22 protein-coding genes, 1 tRNA gene and 1 pseudogene are annotated in these 22,007 nt (G+C 67.4%); 15 read left to right on the top strand and 9 right to left on the bottom strand.

Going from position 1 to position 22,007, the window contains the following annotated elements:
• The first annotated feature begins 159 nt into the window (after positions 1–159).
• Positions 160–819, top strand: coding sequence for a TetR/AcrR family transcriptional regulator (locus CCN39_RS10005; RefSeq protein WP_086840609.1), 660 nt, complete (start codon positions 160–162; stop codon positions 817–819).
• Here the strand turns inward: CCN39_RS10005 and CCN39_RS10010 are convergent.
• Together CCN39_RS10010 and CCN39_RS10015 are read right to left on the bottom strand one after the other, a co-directional pair.
• Positions 816–1,091 carry a YggT family protein gene (locus tag CCN39_RS10010; protein WP_086840611.1) on the bottom strand — a complete coding sequence of 92 codons (276 nt, stop codon included), beginning with the start codon at positions 1,089–1,091 and terminating at the stop codon, positions 816–818. The genes CCN39_RS10005 and CCN39_RS10010 overlap by 4 nt on opposite strands.
• 65 nt (positions 1,092–1,156) lie before the next feature.
• Complete coding sequence (locus tag CCN39_RS10015; protein WP_341867702.1) at positions 1,157–2,068, bottom strand: SDR family NAD(P)-dependent oxidoreductase; 912 nt, start codon at positions 2,066–2,068, stop codon at positions 1,157–1,159.
• Between the two features lie 76 nt (positions 2,069–2,144).
• Here CCN39_RS10015 and CCN39_RS10020 point away from each other — a divergent pair, with 76 nt between their 5' ends.
• Positions 2,145–2,729, top strand: coding sequence for a TetR/AcrR family transcriptional regulator (locus tag CCN39_RS10020; protein ID WP_086840612.1), 585 nt, complete (start codon positions 2,145–2,147; stop codon positions 2,727–2,729).
• Between the two features lie 46 nt (positions 2,730–2,775).
• Here CCN39_RS10020 and CCN39_RS10025 read toward each other — a convergent pair whose 3' ends face one another.
• Entirely contained in the window at positions 2,776–3,939 is a 1,164-nt protein-coding gene (locus CCN39_RS10025) for a right-handed parallel beta-helix repeat-containing protein (protein ID WP_086840614.1), read from the bottom strand.
• Positions 3,940–4,112: 173 nt separating this feature from the next.
• Between CCN39_RS10025 and CCN39_RS10030 the strand changes: the two genes are divergently transcribed.
• The 3 genes from CCN39_RS10030 to CCN39_RS10040 all read left to right on the top strand — a co-directional run bounded on the left by CCN39_RS10030 (position 4,113) and on the right by CCN39_RS10040 (position 5,484).
• Positions 4,113–4,427 (top strand): hypothetical protein, encoded by a 315-nt coding sequence (locus CCN39_RS10030; protein WP_086840616.1) that lies wholly within the window; start codon positions 4,113–4,115, stop codon positions 4,425–4,427.
• A gap of 477 nt (positions 4,428–4,904) precedes the next feature.
• Positions 4,905–5,267: a hypothetical protein gene (locus CCN39_RS10035; protein WP_086840618.1), complete on the top strand. Its 363-nt coding sequence runs from the start codon at positions 4,905–4,907 to the stop codon at positions 5,265–5,267.
• A 7-nt stretch (positions 5,268–5,274) separates the two neighbouring features.
• Entirely contained in the window at positions 5,275–5,484 is a 210-nt protein-coding gene (locus CCN39_RS10040) for a hypothetical protein (protein ID WP_086840620.1), read from the top strand.
• A gap of 163 nt (positions 5,485–5,647) precedes the next feature.
• Here CCN39_RS10040 and fxsT read toward each other — a convergent pair whose 3' ends face one another.
• Positions 5,648–8,278 (bottom strand): FxSxx-COOH system tetratricopeptide repeat protein, encoded by a 2,631-nt coding sequence (gene fxsT / locus CCN39_RS50100; RefSeq protein WP_086840622.1) that lies wholly within the window; start codon positions 8,276–8,278, stop codon positions 5,648–5,650.
• Positions 8,279–8,291: 13 nt separating this feature from the next.
• Positions 8,292–8,678 (bottom strand): Het-E N-terminal domain-containing protein, encoded by a 387-nt coding sequence (locus tag CCN39_RS10050; protein WP_086840624.1) that lies wholly within the window; start codon positions 8,676–8,678, stop codon positions 8,292–8,294.
• Positions 8,679–9,233: 555 nt separating this feature from the next.
• Between CCN39_RS10050 and CCN39_RS10060 the strand changes: the two genes are divergently transcribed.
• On the top strand, positions 9,234–10,220 hold the full coding sequence (locus CCN39_RS10060; RefSeq protein WP_244210716.1) for a bifunctional DNA primase/polymerase: 987 nt from the start codon (positions 9,234–9,236) through the stop codon (positions 10,218–10,220).
• 564 nt (positions 10,221–10,784) lie between these two features.
• On the opposite strand, the pseudogene CCN39_RS10065 reads toward CCN39_RS10060, so the two are convergent.
• Positions 10,785–11,283: pseudogene (locus CCN39_RS10065) on the bottom strand (TetR/AcrR family transcriptional regulator); the annotation flags it as partial.
• Between the two features lie 5 nt (positions 11,284–11,288).
• Between CCN39_RS10065 and CCN39_RS49320 the strand changes: the two are divergent.
• The 5 genes from CCN39_RS49320 to CCN39_RS10085 are packed head-to-tail and all read left to right on the top strand — an operon-like array spanning position 11,289 to position 14,075.
• On the top strand, positions 11,289–11,489 hold the full coding sequence (locus tag CCN39_RS49320) for a hypothetical protein (RefSeq protein WP_143263998.1): 201 nt from the start codon (positions 11,289–11,291) through the stop codon (positions 11,487–11,489).
• A gap of 6 nt (positions 11,490–11,495) precedes the next feature.
• Positions 11,496–12,011, top strand: a complete 516-nt coding sequence (locus CCN39_RS10070) for an RRQRL motif-containing zinc-binding protein (RefSeq protein WP_086840627.1) — start codon at positions 11,496–11,498, stop codon at positions 12,009–12,011.
• Positions 12,001–12,696 carry a class I SAM-dependent methyltransferase gene (locus CCN39_RS10075; RefSeq protein WP_086840629.1) on the top strand — a complete coding sequence of 232 codons (696 nt, stop codon included), beginning with the start codon at positions 12,001–12,003 and terminating at the stop codon, positions 12,694–12,696. The genes CCN39_RS10070 and CCN39_RS10075 overlap by 11 nt, the downstream gene beginning before the upstream one ends.
• Positions 12,697–12,732: 36 nt before the next feature.
• The gene (locus CCN39_RS10080; protein ID WP_086840631.1) at positions 12,733–13,449 is read left to right on the top strand and encodes a DUF4417 domain-containing protein; all 717 of its coding nucleotides are present in this window, start codon (positions 12,733–12,735) and stop codon (positions 13,447–13,449) included.
• A gap of 20 nt (positions 13,450–13,469) precedes the next feature.
• Positions 13,470–14,075, top strand: a complete 606-nt coding sequence (locus CCN39_RS10085; RefSeq protein WP_086840633.1) for a hypothetical protein — start codon at positions 13,470–13,472, stop codon at positions 14,073–14,075.
• Positions 14,076–14,233: 158 nt separating this feature from the next.
• Here CCN39_RS10085 and CCN39_RS49325 read toward each other — a convergent pair whose 3' ends face one another.
• Positions 14,234–14,824, bottom strand: coding sequence for a hypothetical protein (locus CCN39_RS49325; protein ID WP_143263999.1), 591 nt, complete (start codon positions 14,822–14,824; stop codon positions 14,234–14,236).
• Between the two features lie 727 nt (positions 14,825–15,551).
• Here CCN39_RS49325 and CCN39_RS10090 point away from each other — a divergent pair.
• From CCN39_RS10090 to CCN39_RS51625, 3 genes are all read left to right on the top strand, one after another.
• Positions 15,552–17,141, top strand: coding sequence for a hypothetical protein (locus CCN39_RS10090; protein WP_086840635.1), 1,590 nt, complete (start codon positions 15,552–15,554; stop codon positions 17,139–17,141).
• 390 nt (positions 17,142–17,531) lie between these two features.
• A complete protein-coding gene (locus tag CCN39_RS10095; RefSeq protein WP_086840637.1) occupies positions 17,532–17,735 on the top strand; it encodes a helix-turn-helix transcriptional regulator in 204 nt (67 codons plus the stop codon).
• Positions 17,732–19,153 (top strand): tyrosine-type recombinase/integrase, encoded by a 1,422-nt coding sequence (locus CCN39_RS51625; RefSeq protein WP_244210710.1) that lies wholly within the window; start codon positions 17,732–17,734, stop codon positions 19,151–19,153. The genes CCN39_RS10095 and CCN39_RS51625 overlap by 4 nt, the downstream gene beginning before the upstream one ends.
• A gap of 35 nt (positions 19,154–19,188) precedes the next feature.
• Here CCN39_RS51625 and CCN39_RS49330 read toward each other — a convergent pair whose 3' ends face one another.
• Both CCN39_RS49330 and CCN39_RS10105 read right to left on the bottom strand, forming a co-directional pair.
• A complete protein-coding gene (locus CCN39_RS49330) occupies positions 19,189–20,094 on the bottom strand; it encodes a hypothetical protein (RefSeq protein ID WP_143264000.1) in 906 nt (301 codons plus the stop codon).
• Between the two features lie 458 nt (positions 20,095–20,552).
• Positions 20,553–20,625 (bottom strand) — tRNA-Arg (locus CCN39_RS10105).
• A gap of 150 nt (positions 20,626–20,775) precedes the next feature.
• Here CCN39_RS10105 and CCN39_RS10110 point away from each other — a divergent pair.
• Complete coding sequence (locus CCN39_RS10110) at positions 20,776–21,876, top strand: epoxide hydrolase family protein (protein WP_086840639.1); 1,101 nt, start codon at positions 20,776–20,778, stop codon at positions 21,874–21,876.
• Positions 21,877–22,007: the final 131 nt, after the last annotated feature.

Genomic DNA, 22,007 nt, shown 5'->3' on the forward strand with positions numbered 1-22,007 from the left:
CCGGCGATGCCCGCCCCGGAAACGAGCACGGTCTTGGTGGTCATCGGAAGGTTCCTCTCGGGTCGGTGGATGCCGACGCCGAGACTGCGGGCGGCCGCTTACCGTTCTCGCACGATCCGCTGACGGTTCGGTCAGTGAGGGGCGGTTGCAGTCGCTAACATGACCCGCGTGGACCGCGCCGCCGAAGGCCGGATCCAGGAGGACGGCGAGGGCGCCGTCGAGGCACGCATCCTGGATGCCGCCGCACACCTGATCGCCGAAGAGGGCTTCGGCAGGCTGAAGATCGGCGGCGTCTGCGCCCGCTCCGGCTACGCGCGGTCGGTCGTCTTCCAGCACTTCGGCGACAAGGACGGGCTCGGGCAGCGGCTCGTCGAGCACGCCGTCGAGGAGTTCACCGACGTCTACAGCGAGGCTGTCGCGGCCCGGACCGGGGCGGCCACCGCGACCCCCATGGACATGCTGCGCGCCCTGCTGGACATCATCTTCGAGCTGATCCGCACGATGCCGACGCTCAACCAGGCGTTCCTGGCCCTCTGGGGCGACGCCGCGGCGGAGTACTCGGCGCTGCGCGGCGCACTGACGGAGGCCGACCGCCGGTTCCGGTTCGCCATCGCGCAGACCGTGGCCAGCGGGGTCGCGGACGGGTCCATCACCGGAGTCCGCGACCCCGATTCGTACGCTTCGGCGCTGCTGGCCCAGCTGCGCGGGATCTCGATGCAGGCCCTGATCGACCCCGACGGCGTCGACCTGCGCGGGCTTCGCGCCGAGCTCGAGCGCAGCGTCGACCGGCTGTCCGCGGGGTTCCGCGGACAGCTTTAGAGCGCGTACACGATGCCCCGCAGCACGATCACGCCGATGAAAACGAGCGTGAAGGCCAGATCGAGCGAAATCCCGCCGAGCCGCACCGGCCGCACGACCCGCCGCACCGGCCCGATCACCGGCTCGGTCGCGGCGTAGGCCAGGCCACGGGCGCGCCGCGCCCACGGCGGGGTGTTCCCCACCACCGCGACCCAGTCCAGCACCATCCGCGCGACCAGTACGAGCAGGTACAGGCTCAGCGCGAACCCGAGCAGCGTCCCTAGAGCACCCATGGTCCCTCCGTTTCCACTACCCGGAGAACGCGCGGCCGGCGCGGGGAGTGCCAGGTCTGTCCGGTTCACAGCTTTTCGACAGGATCGAGCGCGCACAGCTCGCGCCAGAGCTCCTCTTCGCGGTCGTGGTCGTAGGACGCCGGTGCCGACGGGGTCACCGTGCGGCGGTCGATGTAGGCACCGGTCGGGCCGGGGCGCGGGCCGATGACGGCGTCGGCGAGCAAGCCGCCCGCTTCGGTCGCGGACATGGCGAGCGGGGTGGCGGTGAGACCTCGCAGCAGGGTGCGCGACAGGAAGCGGACGGCCGGGCCGGCGTCGCGGACGAGCCCGGTGCCGGGAACGTAGCCGGGGTTGAAGGTGTAGGCGTCGACGCCGTCCGGCAGCCGCCGGGCCAGGGCGTGCACGAGGTGGATGACGGCGAGTTTGCTGGTCGAGTAGGCCCGGCGCCCGTCGGTGGCGGTGCGCGCGTCCGGGCGAGGACGCGCGAGCTCGGCCACGGGCTCCCAGCGCGGCGCGGGCACCATGCCCAGGTTGTGCCGCAGATCGCCGAAGTGGGTGTCGCTGCCGACCAGCACGATCCGGCCCGGCGCGGTGAACCGGGACCACAGCAGGCGCACGAGGAGGTGGTTGGCCAGGACGTTCACCGCGAAGGTCGGCTCGATGCCGTCTTCGGTGGCGTGGGCGCGGCTCGTCAGCTGCAGGCCGGCATTGCCCACGAAGCCCCGCAACGGCGGCAGCGCGCCGCTGTCGAGGCGGCTGGTCAGGACGCCGGCGGCGGCGTGGACGGATCGCCCGGACGCGAGGTCGCACGGCAGCGCCGACACGTTCGCGTTGCCGGTGCTCCGAGCCAGGTCGTCGGCGAGTGCTCCGCCACGCGCCGTAACGACGAGGTGGACGTCCGGCCGCGCGCGGAGGATCTCCTCGGCGGCGGCCCGGCCCAGCCCCCGGCTCGCCCCGGTCATCAGCAGGGTCTCCACGGCCACTCCTCGAACTCGATCCCAATTGGTACTCAGTACCGTATGGCATCGGGTCCAGTCACGCTAGGATCCAGCCGTGACCGAGGTGCCGCTGCGCGAGCGGAAGAAGCGCCGTGCCCAGGAGGCGATCGTCGACGCGGCGTTCGCGCTGTTCGCCGAGCGGGGCTTCGCCGACGTGACGGTGACCGAGATCGCCGAACGCGCGGAGGTGGGCCGCACGACGTTCTTCCGCTACTTCGGCGACAAGCGGGAGGTGCTCTTCGCCGAAGAGCAGCACCTGCTCGCCGGACTGCTGGCGGCTCCGGTGCCGTCGGCCGGGCGGCCGTCGTTCCGCGAGGCTCTGGACGAAGCCCGGGCGGCGGTCGCGGTGATGTGCCGGGCGGTGACGGCGGACCCGGAGCGGTACCGGCTGCACGAGAAACTGGTGGCGGAGAACGAAGAGCTGCACGACCGCGGCGAGCGGAAGCTGCTGACCCTGACGGAGGCGATGGCCGGCAGGCTGACGGCGCGGGGAATGCCCCCGGCGGAGGCGTCACTGGCCGCGAACGTGGCTCTGGCGTGCTTCCGCGCGGGCCACGCGACGGCCGGGGACGACCCGGCGGCCCTCGAACCCGCGGTGGACGCCGCGTTCTCGGTGTTGCTGCGGGAAGTGCCGGGGTGACGGCGCGTGGACCGGCCTGCCCGGCCGGCCCACGCGCGAGGCCGGGTCAGCCGAAGGTGACCACGAGCCGGCCGTCCGAGGCGAAGGACCACTTCATCGTGCCGGCGTAGGACGAGCACCGGGACCCGTTCTTGCCGGTCCAGAACTGGTCCGAGCTGTCGACGTTGCCGACGGTCTTGTCGTTCGAGCCGCCGCTGGCGAAGCGGCACGAAGTGTCGTTGCGGAACACCGAAGTCCCGGTGTCGAAGGAGAAGTTGCGTTCGGCGTTGTCGATGCCGACGTTGTCCGAAACGGTCATGGAGCCGGGGTTGCTGTTGTAGGTGAACCCGTGGTGGCCGTTGCGGTAGGCGATGTCGCGCCGGACGATGTGGTTGACCGCGATCTTGTCGCCGCCGAGCTTGTAGCCGTTGCGGTCGCCGTTCTTGTTGACGGTGCCGTTGCTGAGGGTGCCGTTGGCGTAGGCGAGGGAGTCCTCGATGGTCACCGGGCCGATCGGGCCGGTGTCGGTCTTGGTGTAGAGGTCCCAGCCGTCGTCGATGTTGTTGTGCGAGACGTCGTACCGGAAGACGTTCCCGGGGCCGGCGGTGAGCTTCGCGGCGAACCCGTCGGCGTCCTCGCCGTCGGAGTCGGCGTTGTCGTGCGATTCGGAGCTCACGACGAGGTTGTTCGACGGCCACTGGTCCTTGGGCGTGCTCGACGCGATCCGCGAGATCTGCACGCCGGAGTCACGGTTGAAGCGGGTGACGACGCGTTCGATGACGTTGTTGCTCCCGCCGACGAAGATCCCGTTGTCCCCGGCGCGTTCGACGACGATGCCGGCGATGCGCCAGTAGGAGCCGTTGACGGCGAGACCCCGGTTGGCCGGGTCTTCCGCCATGGCCGAGAAGTTCAGCACGGGCTTCTCGCCGGGGTAGGCGGAAAGCGTCTTGCGCGCGCTGGAGGTGCCGCTGTTGGCGGGCGCGATGGTGACGGTCTGTGCGTAGGAGTAGGTGCCACCGCGCAGGGAAATGGTGCCCCCGGAACCGACCCGGCTGAGCGCCGACGGAAGGGTGGTCGGATCGGCCAGCGTACCGGCGGCGGAGTCGTTGCCGTTGGGGGCCACGTAAAGGGTGGTGGCCGCGGCAGCGGCGGACGGCGGAGCCAACGCGGCCACAGTGACCACCGCGGCGGCTGCTGTAAGCGCTTTCTTGAAGCTTCCGGACGATTTCATGCGCGCCTCCTTGCGGGCAAGAACGTGTCGGACACCGGATCCGAGAGCGCTCCCCGATCGGAGCGGGCCTCCGGTGAGCCGACGGTAGCACCGGGTAGCGGCGGCCCGAGTGGGCCAAGCGGGTCGTCTGTACTGAAAACGCTTTCAGAGCGGCGGTGGTGCATACTCGTCCGGTGTTCGAGTTCCCGTTCCGAGGCCGAGTGGTCTGGCTGACGCCGTCCCAAGGCGGCCGCACCACGGGCCCACCCCGCCCGGGTGAGACCGGCACCTACGCGGCGAACGCGTTCGTACCCCCGCGGTCGGCGGAGTCGGGTCTGGCATCGTTCGTGCTCCGCGACTTCGAGCCGGGCGCAGCGGTGACGTCCGCGGCCGGCCGCTGGCTGGTGGTGGAGAACGCGGGCCCGTACCGGATCCAGGAGGGCACGGTGGTGGTGATCACCGAGGGCCCGAACCCAGTCGGGTACTTCCACGTCGAGCGGTTGGCGTGAACACCGGCAGGCGACGAACTTCCGCAGGGCCGCGCGCCGACCGGTGAAGACGGCGCCGGCGAGGCTCGGTTTGGCTGTACACCGGCTCCGGATCCGGCCGCAGTCCACCGGGCCAGACGCGAAACGGCCCCTACCGCGTGTCGCTGGTAGAGGCCGGTTGCTTGCTGGGTGCCCTCGGCAGGATTCGAACCTGCGACACCTGCCTCCGGAGGGTTACGCCCGGTCGGGCCTGGGCATGGCCCTTGACCTGCGCGTATGGACAATTCGGACTCGCATGACGACGACCTTTGGACACGCATTGGTCGTAGTGCTCAGATCCGGCGCCTCGACTTGCCGTCTGCGGATCGCTCCGGCCGCGGTGGTGGGGTGGGGGTGACCTGCGCCAACTTACAACAGTCGAACGTGTGTTCTAGATTCGGGTGAGCGTCGAGCAGGCAGGGGAAGTGCCGGCCCGGCGTCCTGCACAAGGAGCACGTCATGGTCACGAAGTACGAGCGCCAGCTGGAACGCGCCGAAGAAGCCAAGCGGATGAGGAAGCACGCCGACGAGGTGCATGCCGTCGGCTCCCGGCTGCCGTTCTGGCGCCTCGATGACACCGGCGACGAGATCGTGATCCGCGACCTCGACGGCCCGCCCCTGGTCACCTTCCACGGAATGCATGCGCCTGTGGTGGCTCGCTGGTTCGAGCTGGTCGGCCACCGCATGGCCGGCATGGCACTTGCCGAGCTAATCCGCGCTTCAGCTGGCAGTGCCGAGCACGTCCCCGGCCGTGAGGCGGCGCGGAAACTCCTTCAGGAGATGAAGCTCGAATCCAAGCCCACCCGCTACCGCCGCCGCTGAGGACCGCATGGACGCCCCCGACCTGACCGACGCCATCACCTACGTCGTTGCCGGCCAGCCCAACGTCGTCGACCGCTGGCACGTCCTGCCCGACATGACCGTCATCTACGAGCGCCGACCCGGCGAGTTCGAGGAAGCCCGCGTACTCGCCGCGACCACGCTACGCGACCGACCACTATGGGTTGAACTGACGACGGACTCCGAGCCGCAGCGTTGAGCGGTACTCCGATGCAGTGACCTCTTGACGTCCAGGCACTTAGCAGGCGCGAAATACCTGGTCAGGGCCGCTGGCTGCCTGGCTGTAGCAGTCCGCTGACGTCCGTCAATGTGCGCAGGAGTCTGGTGCCGTCTTCAGGCAGTTGGTCAGGCAACGAGACGTGTCATTTCGGCGCATCCCCGCCATTTCCCAGGGCCTTGAGGTCCACGGCGAGGTTGTTGGCAGAGCTGAGGGTGTCGGGGTGGTCGTTGCCAAGGATGCGTTTGCGGCGGGCGAGGGTATCTTCGTTTAGTTCGCGGGCCTGCTTGTATTCACCCAACGCGCTGAGGTTGGCGGCGAGGCTGTGGGCGACGGCGAGGGTGTTGGGGTGGTCGTCGCCGAAGATGCGTCTGATGCGGGCGAGGGTGTCCTCGTTTAGTTCGCGGGCCTGCTTGTATTCACCCAACGCGCTGAGCTCGTCGGCGAGGTTGTTGGCGGACTTGAGGGTGTTGGGGTGGTCGTCGCCGAGGCTGCGTTTGCTGCGGGCGAGGGTGTCTTCGATTAGTGCGCGGGACTGCTTGTGCTTGCCCAAATTCCTGAGCTCGATGGCGAGGTTGTTGGCAGAGGCGAGCGTGTGGAAGTGGTCGTCGCCGAGGATGCGTTTGCGGCGGGCGAGGTTGTCTTCGTTTAGTGCGCGGGCCCGCTGGTGCCTGCCCAACGCGCTGAGGTTGGCGGCGAGGTTATTGGCGACGGCGAGGGTGCTGGGGTGGTCGTTGCCGAGGGTGCGTTTGCGGCGGGCGAGGGTGTCTTCGTTTAGTTCGCGGGCCTGCTTGTGCTTGCCCAACGCGCCTAGGTCGATGGCGACGTTTGCGGCGACGCTGAGGGCGTGGGGGTGGTCGGCGCCATGCACCTCCTTGTGGAGTGTGTACGCGCGTTCGTGCAGCGGCAATGCGGCGCGGGCGTTGCCGCGAGAATAGAGATAGAGCCCGGTCTCGTTGAGCATGTGACCGATTGTCTCTTCTAATAATTGGAGGTTACGCGCAGGATCGCAAACGGTGAGTACATGCGGCAGAAGAGACTGCCACTGAGGCCAGCTAGCCGGGTTGTCGAAGGGGTCGCCGGGTAGCCCGGCATCCAGCAGCCGTACTGCGGTGACGGGCCAGGTGGCGTCTTGGTCGTCCGCTTTGATGTCGTGGCAGGCGCGTGCTCGGAGAAGGGCGGCGGGGACGCGGTGGAGCTGGATAGTGGTGGTGGTGACGTCGGCCATGCCGCGGGTGCGCAGGGCGGCGGTGAGGTCGGCAAAGGCCAGTGGGTCCTGAGCGATGGCTCCGCCTTCGCCGGTTTGGTGGGTGAGCAGGGTGAGCGGGACCGGTTCGGGAGCCAGCCAGGCCAGGAGGGTGAGGGTGTCGAGGGCCGCGGGGTGGTCTCGGGCGAGCTGATCGAACGACACCGTCCAGGCCGCGGTGAGTGAGACGGGGTAGCCGCTGGCGGATTCGTGCCGTGCCAGCAGTTCGTCGGTGCGCTGGGTGAGCAGGTTTAGGTAGGTATCAGCGGTCCAGCCGGTGCCGGCCAGCAGCCCAGCGGCTTGGGCGAGGGCCAGTGGAAGGTCGCCGAGCGCTTCGGCGATGCGGTCGGCGTCGGCCTCGGTGAGCTGGGGTCGACGCGATCGCAGCAGATGGACCGATTCGGTGCGGGTGAACTTCTGCACCGGCAGCGCGGCTCCGACATCGTCCCAGTGAGGGTTGCGGGAGGTGATGATGACGTGTCCGTCGCCGCCGGGCAGCAGCGGCCGCAGTGCGGCGGGGTCTTCGGCGTTGTCGAACACCAGCAGCCACCGGCCGCGTGTCCGCAGCGCGCCGCGTAGTCGAGCGAGTGCGATGGCCAGCGAGTCTTGGTCGGAGGCGAGGTCCAAGGTTCGGGCGAGGTCGGCCAGGTGGTTAGCGATGAGGTCCCGGTCTTCCGAAGGCACCCACCAGGCCACGTCGTAATCCTCGGCGTGGCGGTGGGCGTACTCGATCGCGGCGGTGGTTTTACCGACCCCGGCCATCCCGTGCACTGCTTGCACCACCGCTGGCTGGCCCGAACACAACGCGGTGCGCAGCCCTTTCAGCAGATCGTCGCGGCCGGTGAAGGTGAGGGTGCGGGCGGGGATGTTCCAGATCCGACCCGCGGGCATCGACTGCTGCTCGGGGCGAGCTAGGTCGGTCAACGCCTGCAGCAGCTCGGTTTCCAGCTGGTCGGGCGAGGACACCGTGGTCACGGTGACGCCGCTGTCGTGCAGTCGTTGCCGGAACGCTTCCTGCCGGGCCCCGTAGCGCAGGTCCCGGAACAATGCCGGGGGGCCTTCGGTGTCCTCGGCGAGCAGAAACACCAGCCGCGGCAAGCCGGCGTCGGTGGCGGTCTGGAACTCCTGCTCGGTGTAGGAGACCTCCGGGCGGTCCCGGACCGGCGAGCCATAGCAGAAGCCCGCGATCAGGACATAGACATCGGCCTCGGCCAGCTTCTCGCGGTCGACCTGCTCGGGTGTGACATCTCGGGCGGTGAAGTAGGCCATGTCCGCCACCGCGTCTCCGGCCCGCGTCACCGCCGCTTCCGCTGCTGCCACGAACGACCGCGGCTGCGGCAGCTCCCTCAGCTCGCTGGTGTGGCTGAGAAACACCCGCCGTGCCGACGGTCTTTTCGCCTGCGCTGGCCAGAGCGAACCCAGGGTGGGTCGCTCGTGCACGTGTAGGACGTTGCCGTCGCCGACCTGCACCGCACGGCTGTCGGAAATATGGACTTGCCGCTCGGCGGGATGCTCGGGTGGGGGTGTCATCGCCCGATCCTGGTCAGAACTTCAGCTTCATTGTGTTGCCGTCACCGACCTGCACGCCCTGTGAGTCCCGCACCCGCACGTCGTACTTGCCCGCCCCGGCCCCGGGCGGATCCACGACAGCCAGGACCGCCTGCGCGGCCGCGACCAGTTCAGCGTCCTCGGCTACGCCCGCAGCGGTCAGCGCCGCGACCAGGTCGTCGCGGTGCTCGTCAGGGGCTGCCGCATATGCCTCCAACACCGACACACCGTCGCCCGCGCCGCTGCGGCTTAGGAGCCGGCGCACACCGCTCTGCACGCTGGCGTACGCGTCCTTCACCGCGGCACTCGCCGAGTCCTTCACCCCCGCCACCGCGCCAGCCGTTAACGCTGACACGACCAGCTCCACAGCCTCAACCGCCACTTAGTGCACCTCTCTCACGGCAGCCGGGACTACCCCGGCCGACACTTTGTACCAGTCTCTACGACTCACGCTGGCGTTACTGCCACAGGCGATAAGTGGCAGGGGTGGAGGCGCAGGACTTCTGGGCCTACCAGGACCTCGTCGAACCCCTACACCTCGGAGAACCGCACTACTGCACCCACATGCGAGAAGCGAACGGCGATCCGGGTTGATCCCGCGGCCCGTCGGCGGGCTTGCAGGTCACTGGGGCAGTGACCAAGATCGGAGGAGTGAACGAACTGGTGCTGACGGCTGAACGTCGTGACGAGCTGGCAACCCTACTTGCCGATGATCAGCGGTTTCGTGCCGAATACCCAAAGGTGGCCGACTACCTCGACATGGCGCCTCGACTGCGGGGGACGGGTGATGAACGGGTGGACGCGGCTTTCGATCTTCGCTTCGTTCATTACATGACTGCCGACGCAGACGTCAGTTCGAACCCGTACTGGGATATCGTCTCGCCCTTCGTGTTCGAGATTCGGCCGCGCTGCCGGGCTCCGCGCGGCGGCGCTGGACATCGCTGGCAGGGGGTGGAAGGTCTTCCCCTGCCGACCGGGCACCAAGGCCGCGCACTGGCACAAACTCGCCGATTGCGCGGGCGCCGGCGTCTGCACCCGCGGGCACGCCACCCCGGAACAGCTGGCCACCGACGACCCGGACCGGGTCGCGGCCAAGTGGTCGGAAGGTCCGTTGTGGAACATCGCGCTGTTCCCCGGACCCTCGGGGCTGTTCCTGCTCGACTGCGACCAACCCAAACCGGGCCACAAGGGCGAGCACGACCCCGACGGCTGGACCCAACTCCGATCCCTTGCCGCGGAACGAGGTGGGCCGCTGCCGGACACGTGGACAGTGGACACCCCGACCGATGGCCGGCACCTGCTCTACACCGCGCCGCCCGGGTGCCGACTGCGGTCCACGGTCAAGCACATCGCCTCGAACATCGACACCCGCGGCTGGGGCGGCTACGCCCTCGCCCCGGGCAGCCTGCTCCCGCAAGGCAGCTACGGACTCATGGGCGACACCGACCCTGCTCCGTTGCCGGGGTGGTTGGTCCAGGCCGCCGTCGAACGCGCGCATGTGGCCATCTCCGAACGAAACGAGAAGCCCGTAGCCGCCCCGGACGCCTACACCGCCGCCGCCGTGCGGGGCGAGACCGGCCGCGTGCGTGCGGCGCAACCAGGCACCCGCAACAAGGTCCTGTCCACCGCCGCCTACGCCCTCGGGCAACTGGTCGGCGCACGGCTGCTGGACGAGGACTACGCGCGGGCCGAACTGCAGGCGGCCGTCGCGGCCTGGAACACCCCCGACTCCGCAGTCAAAGACGACGGCGTTGTCGACACCGCGCTGCGGGCCGGGATCGACAACCCCCGCCGCGTCACCCCGCGGCCGGGCCGCCTGAGCTGCAGCTCGCAGCCTTTGCAGGCGCGAGAAGGCCGGCGACCGACCGCGAATTGGCACCCAGTGGCAACGTCCGAACGAGTGAACGATGTAGTGTGTTTGTGACGCTAAAAGGGGGATCCTGATCCACGCTGTAAGGATCAGGACCCCCCGGGTAGCGGAGTTAGCGGCTCAGGTACCAGGTCAGGACCAGCAAAGCCAGAACCAGGACCAGAGCCAGAGCGGGCCCGGTCACCTTGATGATGACCGGGCCGCTCAGCCTCACAATGATCATGAAGCGTGAGCGTTCCCGCGATTCCTTCGAGCGTTGAAGCTCGTCATCCACAGTTGTCACCCTTTCCTCACCGCCGGGCGGACTTGCTCGGCGATGCACCGGTCGAACATGACGTGAGGCGGCGAGGTCGGTTGGTAACGCCAAAACGGTACCTGCAACAGCGCTAATCCATCCGGGTGACCCCGACTAAACGTTTGCGCTGGCAACAGGATCTCGAAGCGGAAGGGTCGATCAGACATTTGTTCGAACCCAGTGGGTGTTGCCCATTTATTCACGTAGTGTCATGACCTGGTTGCACGTGGGTACGACGGGGTGGTGTGCAATTCCGGCGGGTCGATTGTCGATTTGTTGCGAAAATAGTCGCCTGCCCTGTGTCTGGTTCGCGACGCCGGCCCTGTGCGCAGCAACGTCGTGAGTTCTGCCTCGAAGCTCGGGCGGTACGCCACTCGGCGCGTTCGGGCCAGGTCGTTGGCGATGGTCAGCGCCGCGTGGACCGTGATCTTCGCTTCTCGCGGTGGCAACTCCGGCCGCACCGCCGACAGCAGCGTCATCCACTGGGCCACGTAATCCCGCGGACCCGCAGCAAGTCCACCTTGTCCCGGTCCGGCATCGTCACGCGGTCCGCCAAGAACGACACCAGCAGCTCCGGTGTGTGCAAGATCGTGTGCACGTACGACGCCACCAGGCGACGCAGGGCCGAGCGCTCATCCGATGTCTGGAGTGCCCGCACGGGCCGCCAACGCCCGCCGCCGCCGCTCGGTGGCCGATCGCCACCATGACGGTCGCATTGCTGGGGAAGTGTCGATAGACGCTGGGTACGGCTATGCCCGCCGCCGCTCCGATGTCCTCCATGATCACGTCGTCGAAGGCGCGCTGGGCGAACAGGCCCGTCGCGAGCGATGGCCACCCGCCGTCCCCGCCGCGAGTGCGGCGAATCCGGGTGGGCAGAACTGCCCAAGGCGCACCGCACCCGCGAAGCCCGCCTCTACCGCGCCGACCACTCCCCGGACTCCTACCTGCACGACTACCTGCAGGGCCGGGTGCCGCGCGTGTCCGGCCCTTCCGATGCCCTCCCGGTACCACCACGAGAACGGAGGTGAACCGTCATGGCACGTCGGTATCCGTGGGTGCTGGCCCCGGTGCCGTGGTCTCCGGATCCGGAGTTCACGCGTGGCCGCTGGCACGGCAAACCCCTGCTGTCGCACAACACCGCACCGCGGAGCCTGCTCGCCACGCGCCGCCAGCTGCGCGCGCTCGGCAAGCGGCCGGGTGGGCAGGACCCGGTGGCGTTCCTGTACTTCCGGTGCCGCAAGGCCGCCAAGATCGTGCACGCCAACCTGTACCTGATCGCCGACGCGAAACCGGTCCGGCCGATGACCCCGGCCCGCGAGGCGGCGCTGGCGAAGGCGATGGCGGCGCGGCGCACCTGCCGCGAGTGCGGCGAGACCGGGTGGGCCGAACTCCCGCGAGCGCACCGCACGTGCGAAGCCTGCCTCTACACCGCCGGGCTGGACCCGGATTCCTACCTGCACGACTACCTGGTTGGCGAACCCACCCTCGACGCGGCCGATCACGCCGTCCGATCTGCCCTCGAACGGGGAGGAGAAACCGATGCGACGTAAACGAATCCTCGACGCCTGTTGCTGCTCGGGTGGTGCCGCGAAGGGCTACCACGACGCCGGGTTCGAAGTCGTCGGCGTGGACATCGCCCCGCAGCCGAACTACCCCTACGAGTTCCACCAGGGCGACGCGATCGAGTTCATCGACGACCACGGCCACGAGTTCGACGCCGCGCACATCTCCCCGCCGTGTCAGAACGCCTGCGCGCTCACCGCGGGCAACCGCCGCCGCGCCGGCTGGACCGACAACCACATCGACCTGATCCCGCCCGCGCGGGCCGCGCTCGCCCGCCTCCGGGCACGCACCGGCATCCCGACCGTGCTGGAGAACGTCCAGGGCTCCAAGCTCCGGCGCGACCTCACCCTCTGCGGGCTCGCGTTCGCCCTGCGGGTGTTCCGACACCGCTACTTCGAGATCGACGGCTTCACCGTCGACCAGCCCCCGCGCCCCAGCCACCGCGGGCACCGGGTGGCCGGCTGGCGCCACGGCGTCCGCTACGACGGGGACATGGTCGCGGTCTACGGCGACGGCGGCGGCAAGGGCTCGATCACCGAGTGGCAGGACGCCATGGGCATCCACCACACCGACGTCCGCCGCGAGATCGCCGAAGCCATCCCGCCCGCCTACACCCGCCACATCGGCACCGCCCTGCTCGCCCACCTCGCCGCTGTCCCGGCCGCGGCCTGACCACCACCGCCCCCACCGATCCGAGGAGCTGACCCCATGACTCTCACCACCACCGCCGACACCTCCGTCCCGCCCAGACCCGCGCCGGAACTCGGGTTGGGCGGGACCCGGACCAGCCACCGCTGGGCGGACACGCCCGGCAACTTCGACAAGCTCAACTGCCGCGCCCTGTGGCCCACCGACAACGAGTGGGGAATCCCGCTGCTGCCGCGGGCGGTGTTCGAGCCTGCTCGGTTGGTGGCCTACACCGACCGCCACGCCACGGCCACCGCCGGACCGGACACGGCGGTGCACTTCTTCCTCGACGACTACCGGTTCGAGGTCGTGTGGTCCAAGCCGGTGCGTGGCCTGTCCCGCTGCCGCTCGGTCGGCGTGGCGCTCACGCCGGACTTCAGCCTGTACCGGGACATGCCGCTGGTGATGCAGCTGTGGCAGGTCTACCGCTCCCGCTGGTGCGGCGCCTGGCTGCACCACCACGGCGTCACCGTCGTCCCCACGGTGTCGTGGTCCACACCGGACTCCTACCCCTTCGCCTTCGCCGGCATCCCGGCCGGCTCGGTGGTCGCGGTGTCCACGGTCGGGGTATGGCGCGAGCCGGTGGCCCGGGAGCTGTTCGCCGCCGGCTACGCCGAAATGCTGGACCGCCTCGCCCCGGCGCTGGTGCTGGTGCACGGCAAGCCGCCAACCGAGCAGGTCCAGGCCGGGACGCCGGTGCGGTGCTACCCGACGCGGTGGGACGGCGGTGGTCGGTGATGGGCGGGCGAGGTTCCTCCTTGGGCAAGGGCAACCGGCCGCCCGCCACCAGCGGCAGCGGGCAACTCGGTGACGGCGCCCCGGCGCGGGTGGAACCGGCCGTGCCCGAAACAGAGCAGGTTCCCGGCGGCGCGACTGCTGATTCCGGCGAGCCGCCCGACAACGAAGTGGCTGCCGCGTCGGCGCCCTCGACCGAGGACCGCGTCCGCGACGCCGTGACCAAGCTGGCCGGAGAGGAAGGCGGATGGGTCAGCCTCGTTGACATCCGGAAAGCCCTCGGGGATGTCGACGCTGACGAGCTGAACCGTGCCCTGCGGGAGATGTCGAGCACGAACCCCAACGTCCAGCTCGTACCGGAGGACAACCGCAAAGCCCTGCAGCCCGAGGACCACGCCGCCGCCGTCGAGATCGGCGGAGACGACCAGCACTTCATCTCCATCGCCCGCCCGCGCGACACAGCAGCCAAGGACCGCGTACAGGCCGCCGGCATCGGCAACGCCAGCGATGACGACCTCGCGCAAGCGCTGCGGGATCCGCTGATTCCGTCGCAGACGTACGACGAGATCCGGGCGGAGCAGAAGCGCCGTACGCAGCGAATGCCGTCCGACAAAGCCGCCGAGGTTTAACCTTTTGGGTGATGCTTACTTACCTCTGTTGATCATGAGGGCCAACCCTTGGGTGATCGTTCCTTATTGCGACAGCCGGAAGAGCGATCAAGGGCTGTAGTGATCAGTGCATCTGCCGGTGGCTGCGACGCGGGTTCGGTTGTTTTCCGGCGACCAGGTTATTCGTTACCCTTGGGGACGATCACGCCGATTTCAGTCTGCATAATTCGTCGCAGCGCTTCTATGGCCGCGGACAGGGATTGATAGGTTTTTGTCGCCGTTTCTGCGTCGAATATTCTGTTGGTAAACATTGAGGTCAGTGTAGCCTGTTGCTTGGTTGCGGTAAGAAGTAATTCCTGAATCGCTTGATTTAGTTCAGCTGTGCCTACCAGTGAAATCTGAGTGGCGGGTTCCGTGAGGCTTTTGATGAGTGGTAAAAGTTGCTTGTATGGCTCTGTAATCTTTGCGACATTGAGCGAGCTTATGGATTGCCCGTCGAACTCTAAGACTGTCTTTTGTACCTCTGTCATGTAATGTTGCAGATACAAAAGGAATTGATTCATCTGAGCATAGGCGGTCATTCGCTGCGAGTGCAGGAGCTTGAAGCGTTCTTCTGTGCGTTGGTGCTCCATTTCCGCTGCTGCTCGTTTATTGGTATATCGAAGAGTTAGCCATGTAGTAAGGCCACTTGCAAGCAGTGTGGCTAGAGCGGTGATACCGGCGACTACTGCCGTGAACCACCAGGGGCCGCCGGCGGGAGCGTTGTTCATGTCCCGATCGTAGCTAGGTCACTCGCCGGACGCCCTCTGTCAGGCCTGTTGGGTCCCGGGTGCCGTGGTTGTAGGCGGCTAGCTTCAGTGAAGCGAGGCGCACAGCCGTCCGGCGGCTGGCCGGGATCCATCGACCAGCTTGAGAGCTTTAAGGCCCGTTTGAATGGACGTATCGTTGTAATCGGCTGCAAGGTAGACATGGGCAAGCAGGGCTGTTTCGAATGCAGCGGAAATGGGATTCCGATTCGCGCGCCTGACGGCTCTGCTGACATGCCTCGATGGTTTTACTGGAGCGGACGGCACTTACTCTTATGTGGTCACTCCAAGTCTGTCCGGTCGGTTGAAGAGCTTATGTGTGCCTTCAAGTTCCCGATCCGGCTTGAACTTGGCGTGGGACCCCAGTTGGCCGATACGTAACGCTTGACGTGCTCTGGCCTGAGCTGGCTACCGCCCATGCCGAGCGAGCCGCTAATCCGGCTTCATGGAGCTTGGAGCCGATGAGCCCGGCGGGAATTACGGCTAGTGAATGAGCTTGAGTGTTTGTTCAGCTTGTCCGTAAAGCATCTCGGCTTCGCCGGATGAGAACAGAGACCGGCATCGGGCCTAGCCCACGCGCGCCCGAGCAAAGCGCGATGCCGCCCGCGACGCCGCCCCCGCCGCTGCCTGACCGACTGGACTACCGCCGCGTCACGCGGCGGTGCACCACTTGCACGAGGAGGACACGCCCATGGCCACGACTCCGGAAAGCGCACCGAACCGAGCACGTCCCTTGTGGCCCATCGGCGACGGAGGCCGGCCGCTGCTGCGCATCGGCGAGGACCCCGAAGCGATCCGGGTCCTGACCGCCGCGCTCAACGACCGCATCGTGCCCGACACCTACGTCTCCGACGGCGCCCCGGTCGTGGTGGAGGAGATCTCCGGCGCGGCCGGCCCGGCCACCGGAGACGACGACGTGGCGTTGCCGATCACCGCGTCGGTGCTCAAACCGCCGCTGCTGGCCGGGCTGCTGGCCGAACACACCCAGATCATCCAGTCCAAGAATAAGGGAGGCGACGAAGAGGTGATGCCCGGCCGGGACGTGCTCGGTGCGGTGCTGGCCCGGCAGCACTGGCCAGGGCTGCCCGTGTTGCGGCGGATCATCTCCACCCCGGTGATCCGCCCGGACGGCACCCTGCTGCAGACCCCTGGCTACGACCCGGCGACCGGGTTCTACCTGGCCCGCAACGACGACCTGGCCCCGATCCCGGACCACCCGAGCCCGGAGGAGGTGACGGCGGCGCGGGAGTTTCTGCTGGACCGGTTCCTGCGGGACTTCCCGTGGCGCAGCGACGCTGACCGGGCGAACTACCTGGCCTTGTTGGTGACGCCGCTGATCCGGCCCTACACCTGCGCGTTGTCGCCGTTCGGGATGATCGAGGCGTCCATGCCCGGCTCCGGCAAGACGATCCTGACCGGGTGCGTGGGGCTGCTGGTCGGGCAGAAAGTGCTGACCTGGAACGACTCGGAAGACGAGTTGCGCAAGCTCATCACCACCGTGCTCGCCGAAGCCGCCGGCGTGGTGGTGTTCGACAACCTGACCGAGGGCTCGGTGGTCAAGTCGGCGACGCTGGCGCGGCTGATGACCGAGCGGACGTGGTCGGATCGCCGCCTGGGCACCAACGCCGCGGCCACCTACCCGAACGACCGGCTGTGGCTGGCCACCGGCAACAACCTGCACACCGGCGCGGACATGGCCTCGCGCACGGTGTGGGTGCGGCTGGACCCCAACTGCCCCCGCCCGGAAGCCCGCACAGGGTTCACGATCCCGAACCTGGACTCCTGGACCCTCGATCCGGTCAACCGGGCGACGGTGCTGCGGCACGTGCTGATCCTGATTCTCGACTGGACCACGCACGGGGCACCGACGGCCACCGCCGTCCCGCAGATGCGGCAGTTCACCGCCTGGGCTCGCCAGCTGGGCGGGTTCCTCGAACACCACGGCATCGGCGGGTTCCTCGCCAACGCCGCGGCCAACCGGGACCTCGACGACGACAACGCCGAATGGCGCTCGTTCCTGCTCACCTGGCGCGACCTCCACGGCGACCGAGCGCTGACGGCCAAGGAGCTGACCGTCAGCGGGCAGGAGAGCATGGTCGGCACCGACGTGTGGGACGGGACGTTCCCCACCAACGGCGCCGGCCGTCCGCTCACCACCAAGTCGCTCGGGCGATTGCTGGCAGGGCATGTGGACCGCTGGCACGGCGACGTCGTGTTACGCAGCGTGCTCGAAAGCCACAAGAACGTCCTGACCTACTGGGTCGAGAAGGACGGTTCGTAGTCACACCAGCCGAGAAGAAACCCGCAAACCCGCAAACCCGCAAACGATCTTGTTCTAGCTCTCTGAACAGCAAAAACGCGGTCATGATCGTTTGCGGGTTTGTCGCGGGCCACTGACCCGCAAACCCGCAAACCCGCCGATCCGCGGGTTCAAACCCGCAAACCCGCAGACAAACCCGCCAGCAGATCCGCAGGTCGACGGCCACTTTGCGGGTTTGCGGGTTTCTTCCCGCCCCGCCACACAACACGGACACGCCAGCGGTCAACCCATCGCCCCACCACCTGCCAGCCATCACGGCGACCACCCACACACCGTCACCAGATCGGCCCCGACGCGCTCACGTCGGGGCCGGCGTTTGTGCCCGCTCGCCGGGCCGTTCGGAGGCAAGCCATGGCGCACCAGCGCGGTTCCACCAAGCGTGAGTTGCTCAAGATTGCAGACGTCTGCGAAGAGCTGGACATCGCACCGTCCACTTTCTACGAATGGCGCGCGAAGGAGTGCGCCCCGAAGTGCATCAAGCTGCCGAACGGTAGCGTCCGGATTCGTCGTTGCGACCTGGAGTCCTGGCTGGAAGACCGTGAGGTGGCTGCGTGATCAACTCGTCTTACAACGTCCGCGTGTGGGCTCTCGACACGCGCCGCAACGCGGCCGGGCAGATCACCAGCTATCGCGTGCGTTGGCGTGTCGAGCGCGAGGATTTCCGCGAGTCGTTCAAGAACTACCGGCAGGCGGAGAACTTCCGCTCGGACTTGCTGTCAGCGCAGAACAAGGGCGAGTCCTTCGACTTGGTGTCCGGCCTGCCGTCGTCGATGACGCGACCCAAGGGGGATATGTCCTGGTACGACTTCACGGTCGCCTATGTCGACATGAAGTGGCCGGACGCCGCCGCGACTGCGAGGCAGACGAGGGCTGAAGCGCTGATGCGCGTGATGCCGGTATTTGTCAAGGCGGGCAAGAACCCGCCCGACGCGAAGGCGGTGCGGTCCGCGTTGCGGCAGTGGGGATACAACACCGAGTACCGCACCAACCGCGAGGTGCCAGCCGAAGTGCGAAAGGTGCTCGACTGGCTGGCGCGCAACACGTTGTCGGTCCGGGCGGTCATGGACCCGGACATCCTCCGTGCGCTGCAGCGCGCCGTGACGCGGCGGCTCGACGGCAAGAAGTTCGCTCCGAGCGTGGCGCGCAAGACGCGCGGCGTGCTGTTCAACGCGCTCGACTACGCCATCGAAAGGCGGCTGATCGAGGCGAACCCGCTGGCCTCGGTGAAGTGGACCGCGATGCCCAAGGGCAAACGCAAGGTCGACAAGCGAGCGGTGCCAAACCCGATCCAGGCCCGCACGTTGCTGGCCGGCGTCGGCGCGCTGCCACGCAGCGGGCCGCGGCTCGAGGCGTTCTTCGGCACCATGTACTACGCCGGCTTGCGGCCGGAGGAAGCCGTGTCGCTGAACAAGCGGAACCTGGCCTCGTTCCCGGAGCCGGTCTGGAACGAGGAGACGAACGAGTTCGACTACGACTGGGGCGAGTTTCGCCTGGACAAGGCGGAGCCGCACGTCGGGGGCCGGTGGACCGACAGCGGGAAGCCGCGCGACGACCGGCCGCTGAAGTCTCGAGACGACGACGAGGAACGCACCGTGGCGTTTCCGCCGGACCTGACCCGGCTGCTCTGGCGGCATGTGCGGATGTTCGGGTACGGGCCGGACGGCCGGCTGTTCCAGGCAGAGCAGGGCGGCGAGATACCGATGATCACTTATACCCGCGCCTGGCGTGCCGCCCGCAAGGCGGTTCTAACCGAGCAGGTTCGAGCGACACCGCTTGCGGGGCGGCCCTACGACCTTCGGCACGCGGCCGTCAGCACTCAGCTGGCCGCGGGGGTCGACCCGGCCACGGTCGCTGCGTGGGCCGGTCACTCGGTTTCGGTGCTGCTGGAGATCTACGCGGCGTTCCTGGACGGGGGGCAGGCTGCCAACCGGGCACGGATCGAGAAGATCCTCGGCCACAAGCCCTCGACGTGAGCCGGGGCGACCATACTGATTCGTTGGGAAGGTCCTTAATTTGTGTGTGTACTCCCGAGGGAAGGTGGTTGCTCCTCTTCTGAGGAAGATACCGTGAACGCGAGGAGTTCAAGGGCTTTGGAGGGTTCTTTTTGGATCTCGGGAAACCTTTCGAGGGCTTGCATCTCCTTGACGGAAAGGTTTCTGGTTAGTAGAACTGGACCGTGTGATGTCTGATACTTCACCAGAAAGAGAGAGCCGATTCGAATGCATGCGCTCGGGATTTCCGCAAGATCTTTGATTAGGCCACTCACTGCCTGTGCGCTCTTGAGGTCGGCGTCAGCCTGTGGGAGTACAAGGCCCTGAAGTTCGATAGCTCTCTCGATCTTGTCGAGTCGCTCTCTCATCTCTTCGGAAGTGGCGGCCTTTTTTACTTTGGCTGTCCACTTGCGGAATATTGAACCACGCTTCGTCTCCACGTTCTCGGGATCCCCGTAGCCGAGGTACTGAGCGATAGTGTCAACACTATGAAATATTCTACTGGAAATCTCCCGGTCGTCTGTGCCTAAGTAGATCGCAACGCTTATTCGCGCATCTTCCTCGTTCAATCCTGGATCCGAATGCGTTTTTCCATGAGGATTGTGGGTATTTATTTGCATGCCCTGTCCGGCGGGTAGCGGCAGTATGCTCCGAATCTTCAGTCCTGGGTTTGCCTTGATCGCTTCCTCTGAGATTCGATGCCTTGGGTACAGATGGTCTTCTAGCCAGGCGGAGATATTTTCGATTTCTCCCGTCAGATAGAAGAGGCCTTCCGGCAACTCTGGCCAAATCTGCCCAATCTTTGTTACGTTGTATTCGTCGAATAGCTCAACCAGTCTGCGAAGTCCTCGGATAGATTCTTCGAGTTGAGTGAGCAATAGTGAAGGTTCAAAGTCTTTATCGTCTTTCCCGTGTGTAGGCACCACTGTGACTCCTTTCGCTAGTGGTTAGGAATCGTGCTAAAGGAACTGGACGTTACGGCCTGTCGCCTAGTAGCGGTGGATGTGCTTGTGGAGGCAAGGAGGCGTCGCTTGCTGTACCGCCCGCACGACCTTCGGCGCGCAGCGGTCAGGACGTGGCTGGCCGTGGGCGGTCGCCCTGATGGTGGTCGCCGCGTGGGTCAGTCGCTCAGTGCTATTAGAGATCTACGCGGCGTCGTCTGGACGGGACAGACCGCCAACCGGGCATGGGCCCGGAAGAACCTTGGCCACAAGCCACCGGCCGGGAGGGAGGCACGTGCTTGCCCTCGTGCCCGTGGGCACGCATTGGTCGTGAACATTCGTTCATGACCGGATACAGCCGGAGTCAACCGGAGCGCGGGAAGAATCGCTTCGGGCGCGAAACCGCTGGCAGGAAGCGGTTTTACCCGCTCCCGTAGGGGTGCCCTCGGCAGGATTCGAACCTGCGACACCTGCCTCCGGAGGGCAGTGCTCTATCCCCTGAGCTACGAGGGCCCATCGCTGGGCGACTCCGAAAGCTTAGCGCATGCCCCGCGACCCCCCTCCCGCAGGTGGTCCGACCGACAACCGCCCTGGTCAGGGCGGTGAAGTTGATCCATTCGGCTGGTCGTCGCTAGCGTGGGAGGCCCACCTGAAGGAGCCGAGATGGCCGAGCCGTTCCAGGTAGCTCTCGATGAGGGCGATGTCGCCGACCTGCGGGCGCGGCTGCGGCGGACCCGGTGGCCCGAGGCCGAGACCGTCGATGACTGGTCGCAGGGGGTTCCGCTGGCCTACGTGCGCGAGCTCTGCCGTGACTGGGGCGAAGAATACGACTTCGGGTTCGCCCGGCGGCTCAACGCCTTTCCGCAGTTCCGGGCCACCGTCGACGGTGTCGGCCTGCACTTCCTGCACGTCCGGTCGCCCGAGGCGGATGCGTTGCCGCTCGTGCTCACCCACGGGTGGCCCGGGTCCGTTCTCGAATTCCTCGATGTCCTCGGGCCGCTCACCGATCCCGCGAAGCACGGGGGTGATCCCGCCGATGCCTTCCACGTCGTCGCGCCGTCGCTGCCCGGGTTCGGGTGGAGTGACAAGCCCGCGCTGAAGATCCCGCGGGTCGCCGAGCTGTGGGACGGGCTCATGACGTCGCTCGGCTACGACCGCTACGGCGCCCAGGGCGGTGACTGGGGCGCCGCCGTCACCAACGCGCTGGCGCGGTCCGGCCACGTCGCCGGCGTGCACGTCAACTTCGCGCCCGTGCGGATGGACACCGCCGATCCGACGCCCGAGGAGAGCCGGGCCCTCGCCGATCTGCAGGAGTTCCGGCGGACCGGCAGCGGCTACTCCGCCCAGCAGGGCACCCGCCCGCAGACGCTCGGCTACGGCCTCACCGACTCGCCCGCCGGGCAGGCCGCCTGGATCGCCGAGAAGTTCTGGGCCTGGACCGACCACAAGGGACACCCCGAGGAAGCCGTCGACCGGCAGCGCATCCTGGACACCATCTCCGTCTACTGGTTCACCGCGACGGCGGCTTCGTCCGCGCGGATGTACTGGGAGAACAACGACCGCGACCTGTCTACTGTGGACGTTCCGGCCGGGGTTTCGGTGTTCCCCAAGGAGATCGTCCGGCCGTCGCGGCGGCAGGCCGAGCAGCGCCACACCGATCTGCGCTGGTTCGAGGAGCTGCCCGTCGGAGGGCACTTCGCCGCGCTGGAGCAGCCCGGGCTGTTCGTCGAGCAGGTCCGCGGCTTCTTCCGGCTGGTGCGTTAGGCGAGCCAGCCGCCGGTCAGCCGCTGCACGGCCGCGCCGTCTCCACCTCCATCGTCTCGCGAACCGCCGAGACGGCTCCTGCTCGATCGTGCCGATGTGGCCGGCGCCGGCGTTGCGCAGGCGTTCGGCGC

The sequence above is a fragment of the Amycolatopsis kentuckyensis genome, from assembly GCF_002155975.1.
GTDB lineage: Bacteria > Actinomycetota > Actinomycetes > Mycobacteriales > Pseudonocardiaceae > Amycolatopsis > Amycolatopsis kentuckyensis.